Source organism: Conyzicola sp., from assembly GCF_046714715.1.
Lineage (GTDB): Bacteria > Actinomycetota > Actinomycetes > Actinomycetales > Microbacteriaceae > Conyzicola.
In genome coordinates, this window is sequence record NZ_JBKKAD010000186.1 from 1 (window position 1) to 6083 (window position 6083).

A 6083-nucleotide genomic window follows, 5' to 3' on the forward strand; every position below is an offset into this window, starting at 1 on the left:
AGAAGGGTTACGTCGAGGGCAAAATCGCGATGCTCGAGAAGTACGGGCTGAAGGTGTGGGCGATCTCGAACCACCTCAAGGGACAGGCGGTGTGCGACGACCCGATCGACCAGCGCCACCGTGACATCCTGCCCGACATCGTCTGGGGTGACGGCGACCCGGAGGGCGTGCGGCAGCGGGCAGCGGAGGAGATGAAGCTCACCGCGCGCCTCGCGGCGAAGCTCGGGGTGAAGACTGTGGTGGGGTTCACCGGTTCGTCGATCTGGAAGTACGTGGCGATGTTCCCACCGGTGTCGCAGGACGCGATCGACGCCGGATACCAGGACTTCGCCGACCGCTGGAATCCGATCCTCGACGTGTTCGACGAGGTGGGGGTGCGGTTCGCGCACGAGGTGCACCCGAGCGAGATCGCCTTCGACTACTGGACGACGGTGCGCACGCTCGAGGCCATCGGGCACCGCGAGGCGTTCGGGCTCAACTGGGACCCGAGCCACTTCGTCTGGCAGGACCTCGACCCGGTGAGCTTCATCTGGGACTTCAAAGACCGCATCTACCATGTCGACTGCAAGGACACGAAGAAGCGGATGGTGAACGGGCGCAACGGTCGGCTCGGCTCGCTGCTGGCGTGGGCCGATCCGCGGCGCGGCTGGGATTTCGTCTCGACCGGCCACGGCGACGTGCCGTGGGAGGACAGCTTCCGCATGCTCAACACGATCGGCTACGACGGACCGATCTCGGTCGAGTGGGAAGACGCCGGCATGGACAGACTGGTCGGCGCGCCCGAGGCCCTCGCCTTCGTGCAGAAGCTCGCGTTCGATGCCCCGGATGCCGCGTTCGATGCGGCCTTCAGCACGCGCTGACTTCCGCTGAGGATCGACGAATGTCTGCGGCGAATCGTGCCAACCCCGGCGTGCCACACTTGAAACATGGTTGACATCAGTCGCGGGTCGACTCTCGGAGGTTCCGGGGCGAGCGAACTCTTCCAGCTTCTGCGTGACGGTTCGCCGCGCACGCGCGCCGAGCTCGCGGCGAAAACCGGAGTGGCCCGTTCGACGATCGCCCTGCGCGTCGAAGAGCTGATGAGCCTCGGGCTGGTCAGCCCGGTGGAAGACGCGCAGTCGACGGGAGGGCGGCCGTCGTCGCAGTTCGCCCTCAACGCCTCGGCGAAGTTCGTGCTCGCCGCCGACCTGGGCGCCACCCACGCGACCATCGCCGTCTCCAATCTCGGCGGCGCCATCGTCGGCGAGACCATGGGGTCGATCGACATCGCCGACGGTCCGCCGGTCGTGCTGAACTGGCTGGTAAAGACGGCCCGCGCGCTGCTGAAGAAGCACGGGCTGCTGATGACCGACATCCTCGCGGTCGGCATCGGGCTGCCCGGCCCGGTCGAGCACAGCAGCGGCCGGCCGATCAACCCGCCGATCATGCCCGGCTGGGACCAGTTCGACGTCGCCGGCTTCGTGCGCGAGCAGCTGGACGTGCCGGTGCTCGTCGACAACGACGTGAACATCATGGCGCTCGGCGAGCAGGCTTTCGGGTGGCCGAAGACCGACAACCTGCTGTTCGTCAAGGTGGGCACGGGCATCGGCGCCGGCGTCATCTCCGGCGGGCGGCTGCTGCGCGGCGCGCAGGGCATCGCCGGCGACATCGGGCACGTGCAGATCGCGCGCGGGGCCGGGGTCGCCTGCCACTGCGGCAACCGCGGCTGCCTCGAAGCGCTGGCCTCCGGACCGGCGATCGCCCGGACACTCAGCGCCGCGGGCCTCGACGTCGACGGGTCCTCGGCCGTGGTCGACCTCGTGAAGCACGGCAACATCGAGGCGATCCAGGCCGTGCGGCAGGCCGGGCGCGACCTCGGCGAGGTGCTGACCGCGTGCGTGAGCCTGATGAACCCGTCGGTGATCGCGGTCGGCGGATCGATGGCGGCCGTGGGCGACCACCTCATCGCCGGCGTACGCGAGATCATCTACACGCGGTCGATGCCGCTCGCCACGAGCAAGCTGACGATCGTGCAGTCCGCCGCCGGAGTCAACGCGGCGGTGCTCGGGGCGGGCATCCTCGCGATCCACCACGCGCTGTCGCCCGAGGGCATCGACCGGATGACGGCCTAGCGCCGCCCCCACCCGCAGATGAGCCGCTTCCGGCCCGATGACGCGCCCGCGGTCGCCTCATTCGGCCGAAACCGGCTCGCGAAGCCTCGTCAGCGGATGGCCTGCTGCTTTCCGGCGTCGACGCCGTGCTCGGCCTCGAACGCAGCGAGCTTGCGGCAAGCTGCGCGAAGGCGGAACGCGCCCATCGCCATAAAGGCCACGCCGACGCCGCCGGACCCCGGCAGAGCCAGCGTTTGCGCGTCGATGCTTGCCAGGATCATGATCACCACCGAGAGGGCGCCCAACGCGATAAAGAAGACCGCCGAGTTGCGCTCGCCGAGGATCAACTGCCTCTGGCGGATAAGCGACGTCATAGTGAGCAAACCTAGCGACGAACACGGCCGGTGGCCACCCGGCTACCGCGGCAGCGCGTCGAGCACGGTGTCGATGGCCTCGCTCACGACGTCGCTCGCGTACGGTTCGGCCAGGATGACACGCGCCTGACGGGCGAATCGGTCGGGGTCGCCCGTTCCGGAACGCAGCGCGCGCAGCGGGGCGAGAATCGCGGCGCGGCGCAGCCACACGTTGTTCTCCACGATCCAACGGTCGAGCGCCACGTGCGCGCGGGTGCGGCCCGTGTCATCCAGAGCCTCGATCATCGGGCCGACCACGTCCGTCGCGAGGGGATCGACGAGGGAGCGGGCGCGGCCGTCTCGGATGAACCCTTCGAGGCGCGTGAGATCGGAGTTGTCGAGCAGCGCCACGTTCGACTGCAGCAGCACGACCGCGGCGAGGCGGCGCTCGAACACCGGCACACTCCAGAGTTCGGAGGCGAGGGCCGTGATCTCGTCGTGCGAAAGAGCGCGGAACTTGCGCAGGGCGTCGCGCACGGTGCCGCGCACCGCGCCGACCGAAGCGCCGTACGACCGCAGGCCGCTCGACTCACGGTCGTCGGTGGGCGGGCTCCACGAGGTCTCGCGCTGCAGTGCCGCGTCGATGAATTGCCCGGCCTCGCTCACCCGTCCATTCTCGCCCACCCTCCCCGTACCAAATGCAGGAGAAATCGACCCGAGTCACACGTTTACGCGGATCGCGAGGGTGCCGGGCGCAGATCTCCTGCATTTGGTACGGGCGCGGCGGGTGGGGCGGGCTGCGGGGCGGGGCTTGTGGGCTGCGCGGCGGGCGCGGGCGGCGGGGTCGCCAGCGACGGGCCGTGGTCGCCGTGCACGGCGGCGATTCCGCCCAGGATGAGGGCGCCGCCCACGAGCTGCAGCGGGGAGAGTTCTTCGCCGAGCAGCAGCCACGCGAAGAGCGAGGCGAAGACCACCTCGAGCAGCGCGACGAACGAGGCGAGGCGCGACCCGAGCGCGGCGGCGCCGGTGATGCCGGTGACGTAGGCGAGCGCCGTGCTGATGACCGCGACGATGAGCAGCGGGACCCACCACGGTGCCGTGTTGCCGAAGAGCGGCAGGTCGCCGAAGGTCGCCGCAAACGGCAGGATGCCCGTGGCCCCGACGAGCGCGAGGGAGAGCCCGCCCACCAGCAGGCCGGCGGCCGCGAGCGCCACCGGCGGCAGGCCGTCGCCGGGTCGGGCGGCGATGAGGAAGTACGCGGCGCAGCCGATCGCGGCGGCGAACGCGAAACCGAGGCCGACCGGGTCGACGGCCTGGATCGCGCCGGGGCCGATCACGAGCAGGAGCCCGCCGACCGCGAGGGCGCAGCCGACGAGCACGAGGGCCCGCGGGGCGCGCCGCGTCGTCGCCCAGGCCAGGCCGACCAGCAGGAGCGGGGCGAGGAACTCGACGAGCAGCGCCGTGGAGATCGGGATGGTGCGCAGCGCGGTGAAGTAGGCGAGCTGGGTGGCGGCTACGCCGACCACTCCCATGCCGAGCACGCGCCAGCGGCCGCGCCACAGGGCGTGCCAGTGGCCACGCAATACGACGATCGCGATCGGCGCCAGCACGACCGACGCCGTGAGCGCGCGGGCGGTGACGGCCGCTGCCGGCGACCAGCCCGCCTCGAGCATGGGTTTGATGAGCGCGCCCGACGTGCCGAACGAGAGCGCTGACAGCAGCGCGATTGCGAGTCCGAACCTCGTTGAGCGCACCATGCTGTCTCCTCCGTCGTAAACCGTCATGATCTATGCTGGCCTATGCCCCTGACATTACGACCGGCGCCGGTGAGGAGTCAACTTGCATTTTGCCCCTGACACCGAGGACTCACTGGACTTCGTCGTCGCCCTCGGCAACACCGACCCCCGCGCCTCCCGCAGTGGAGACGACGAGCTCTCCACGCCCCGGCAGCTCGCCGAGCTCATCGCGCTGCACGGGTACACGGGTCGCGTCGACGGAGACGACGCCGAACTCGAGGAAGTGCGGGGTGCCCGCGCGCTGCTTCGACGGGTCTGGACGCTCGACCGCGAGGAAGCGGTCGTCGAGGTGAACACGATGCTCCGCAGCGCGAAGGCCCTGCCCCAGCTCGCGCGTCACGGCGGCTACGACTGGCACATGCACGCGACCGCGCCCGACGCGCCGCTCGCGGAACGCATCCGCGTCGAGGCGTCGCTCGCGCTGATCGACGTGATCCGAATGGACGAGATGCCGCGTCTACGGGTGTGTGGGGCGGATGACTGTGAGGGATTGTTTCTCGACCTGTCGCGCAACGGTTCGAAGCGCTTCTGCAGTGTGCGCTGCGGAAACCGGGTGAACATGATCGCGTTCCGCGAGCGCCGCGCCGCAGAAGCCGGCTAGGCGAGAAGGCTAGACCCGCCGGGCCCGCACCACGGTGTCGATCGTGTGCGCGCGGGTCGCGCTGCGCTCCACGTCCGCCGCCACGTCGACGATCCACTCGGGTGCGACCAGTTGCAGCAGCTCGACGACCTCCTCGGCCGTCTCGAGGTGCGCGTGGTCGTGACCGGGCGCCATTGCCGCCGCGGAGTGGCCGACCACGAGCAGGGTGCCCCCGGGGGCCACCGCGTCGGCGGCCACGCGCAGCGTCTCATTCCGCTGGGCGCGCTCGGGAACGTGCAGGAAGAACGACGACACAAGATCGAAGGTGTCCGTCGTGGCCGAAGTGGCAAGGTCGCGCAGTTCGAAGCTGATGTCGACGCCCGCGGCGGCGGCGTGTGTGTGCGCCCGCTCGACCGCGACATCCGAGACATCCACCCCCGTCACCGTCCACCCTTGGCGCGCCAGCCAGATCGCGTCGGCACCCTCGCCGCAGCCCAGGTCGAGGGCCCTCCCGGGTGTCAGCCCGGCCGACTCGCGCACGAGGGCGGCGTTCGGGTTGCCGCTCCAGATCTGCGAGCTCTCGAGGTAGCGGGCGTTCCATTCGGCCTGGTTATTCGGCGACGTGTGCATCTCCCCATCCTGCGTCGCGCACGCGCGGGACCTCGCATTTATTGCCGTTACGGCAACGACATCTCCAGCGTGACGGTGCTCGACTGCATCATCGGGCTCGCGTCGTCCGGCGCCCAGACGATGGTGAGCGCGAACGCGTCGTCTGGCACGTCGGCGACGAAATTCGCTCCGGCACCCGAGGCGGCCTCCTTGGTCACCTCGACCTCGGCGCCGTCGGCGAATCCCGTGATCGTCTCGGGTGGCCCCGAGATCACGTCGGTCTCGCCGCCCTCGCCGTAGAACGTCTGGAAGAAGATCATCGGCGGTGCCGCAGTGTCGTAGACGCCCCCGCTGGGGTTGCGCCAGGTGAAGGGCCGTTCACCCGTGGGCGGGATGCCCGGGTCGTCGATGCGCAGTCCGGCGTCGGTGTCGCGCACGACCCACGCGTCGGCGGTGCCGACCGACCGGGCGCTGACCAGCTGGAAGCCGTCGCCGGGCCCCGGCGTCACGACGAGTGTCGCGTCCGCCAGCAGTTTCGCGTCGGCCGCGGTCACCGTCTCGTTGTCGAGCGAGTACTCGGCGTAGGTCTCGGCCGACGAGTCGTAGGTCGCCTGCGTCTCCGGCGACAGCAGGGCCCACGCGCCGCCCTGGTTGC

At 70.2% G+C, this 6083-nt stretch carries 8 protein-coding genes; 3 read left to right on the forward strand and 5 right to left on the reverse strand.

Going from position 1 to position 6083, the window contains the following annotated elements:
• A partial coding sequence (locus ACLQ6X_RS14910; protein ID WP_411700944.1) for a sugar phosphate isomerase/epimerase family protein occupies positions 1 to 860 on the forward strand: 860 nt, incomplete at its 5' end.
• Positions 861 to 926: 66 nt separating this feature from the next.
• The gene (locus tag ACLQ6X_RS14915) at positions 927 to 2111 is read left to right on the forward strand and encodes an ROK family protein (protein WP_411700945.1); all 1185 of its coding nucleotides are present in this window, start codon (positions 927 to 929) and stop codon (positions 2109 to 2111) included.
• 89 nt (positions 2112 to 2200) lie between these two features.
• Here the strand turns inward: ACLQ6X_RS14915 and ACLQ6X_RS14920 are convergent, their stop codons facing one another.
• The 3 genes from ACLQ6X_RS14920 to ACLQ6X_RS14930 form a co-directional block, all read right to left on the reverse strand.
• Complete coding sequence (locus ACLQ6X_RS14920) at positions 2201 to 2464, reverse strand: hypothetical protein (protein WP_411700946.1); 264 nt, start codon at positions 2462 to 2464, stop codon at positions 2201 to 2203.
• A 42-nt stretch (positions 2465 to 2506) separates the two neighbouring features.
• On the reverse strand, positions 2507 to 3109 hold the full coding sequence (locus ACLQ6X_RS14925; protein WP_411700947.1) for a DNA alkylation repair protein: 603 nt from the start codon (positions 3107 to 3109) through the stop codon (positions 2507 to 2509).
• A gap of 62 nt (positions 3110 to 3171) precedes the next feature.
• Complete coding sequence (locus ACLQ6X_RS14930; protein ID WP_411700948.1) at positions 3172 to 4227, reverse strand: EamA family transporter; 1056 nt, start codon at positions 4225 to 4227, stop codon at positions 3172 to 3174.
• A gap of 55 nt (positions 4228 to 4282) precedes the next feature.
• On the opposite strand from ACLQ6X_RS14930, the gene ACLQ6X_RS14935 reads away from it, so the two are divergent.
• Positions 4283 to 4840, forward strand: coding sequence for a CGNR zinc finger domain-containing protein (locus ACLQ6X_RS14935; protein ID WP_411700949.1), 558 nt, complete (start codon positions 4283 to 4285; stop codon positions 4838 to 4840).
• A gap of 9 nt (positions 4841 to 4849) precedes the next feature.
• On the opposite strand, the gene ACLQ6X_RS14940 is transcribed toward ACLQ6X_RS14935, so the two are convergent.
• Both ACLQ6X_RS14940 and ACLQ6X_RS14945 read right to left on the reverse strand, forming a co-directional pair.
• Positions 4850 to 5449, reverse strand: coding sequence for an SAM-dependent methyltransferase (locus tag ACLQ6X_RS14940; protein WP_411700950.1), 600 nt, complete (start codon positions 5447 to 5449; stop codon positions 4850 to 4852).
• 47 nt (positions 5450 to 5496) lie between these two features.
• A partial coding sequence (locus ACLQ6X_RS14945) for a hypothetical protein (protein WP_411700951.1) occupies positions 5497 to 6083 on the reverse strand: 587 nt, incomplete at its 5' end.

Coding starts and splice junctions, on each gene's coding strand:
- ACLQ6X_RS14940 (WP_411700950.1), bottom strand. CDS start 5,449: ATGCACACGTCGCCGAATAACCAGGCCGAATGGAACGCCCGCTACCTC.
- ACLQ6X_RS14915 (WP_411700945.1), top strand. CDS start 927: ATGGTTGACATCAGTCGCGGGTCGACTCTCGGAGGTTCCGGGGCGAGC.
- ACLQ6X_RS14930 (WP_411700948.1), bottom strand. CDS start 4,227: ATGACGGTTTACGACGGAGGAGACAGCATGGTGCGCTCAACGAGGTTC.
- ACLQ6X_RS14920 (WP_411700946.1), bottom strand. CDS start 2,464: ATGACGTCGCTTATCCGCCAGAGGCAGTTGATCCTCGGCGAGCGCAAC.